Below are 727 nucleotides of genomic sequence, written 5' to 3'. Positions count from 1 at the left end.
CACTTGAAGTGTCCATCCTCGCAGTATCCGGTTCTCAAGGTGCACGCCTGCGCTGGTTCCCGGTTGCACCGGGCCGCGCGGCAAGGAGATATATTGCCAGACCGGAGGGGCCCCGGGGGCGGGAATCGCGCACTCCATATTTTGTTCACAAATGAATTAACTGGGCTCCGAGTTGCTCAGAGTCACACATATGGACATAAACCTTGGACAGACCGTATGACCTCGGGAATCATGCTGTCCACTGTAGACATAGCATCTTTATACCCTCGTCTGTCTCCACTAGTAAGCCCGTCATAAATTGAAGGACAACGTTAACAAACCTATAAAACGCCAGCGAGGGCTCTATCGCCAATTAGATAGAGCCCTCGCTGGCGGAGTGTATTTGATTGAAACAACGTTCCTGAATTGATTTGCTGGAAATAAGGAGCAAAAGATCCGTCCGGATATACGTGGCGACAGAACCCTGTAGCTGACTGAGCGCCACCAGAAAGCGACATAAGCACAAAGATCGGCTCTACCTCACCGCGGACGACAAAGATGCCCTCGACTAAAGTCAATCCGAACACCCCTAAAACAGATAGAGCAAATGCCGCCTTTAACGCAATCAGAACCACCCTTAAAAAGGGTGGTTTGCTCTTAGGGTATAACCCACGGGCCCCGGGCTCGCGTCTAAAGGCGCGGGCCCGGACTTCGTCCAGGCCTAGTGCATCTTGACCCGTGGCGCGCC

General features: G+C 53.1%; 1 protein-coding gene. It reads right to left on the bottom strand.

Annotated features, from left to right (window positions below; all coding sequences use genetic code 11):
- Positions 1 to 320 precede the first annotated feature (320 nt).
- Positions 321 to 727: hypothetical protein (locus tag RX395_RS09790; RefSeq protein WP_316367282.1), on the bottom strand; the 407-nt coding region annotated here is incomplete at its 5' end.

Origin of the sequence: Collinsella aerofaciens, from assembly GCF_032584215.1 — a bacterium.
In the GTDB taxonomy this organism is placed as follows: domain Bacteria; phylum Actinomycetota; class Coriobacteriia; order Coriobacteriales; family Coriobacteriaceae; genus Collinsella.
This window is presented reverse-complemented; position numbering and strand designations above follow the sequence as displayed.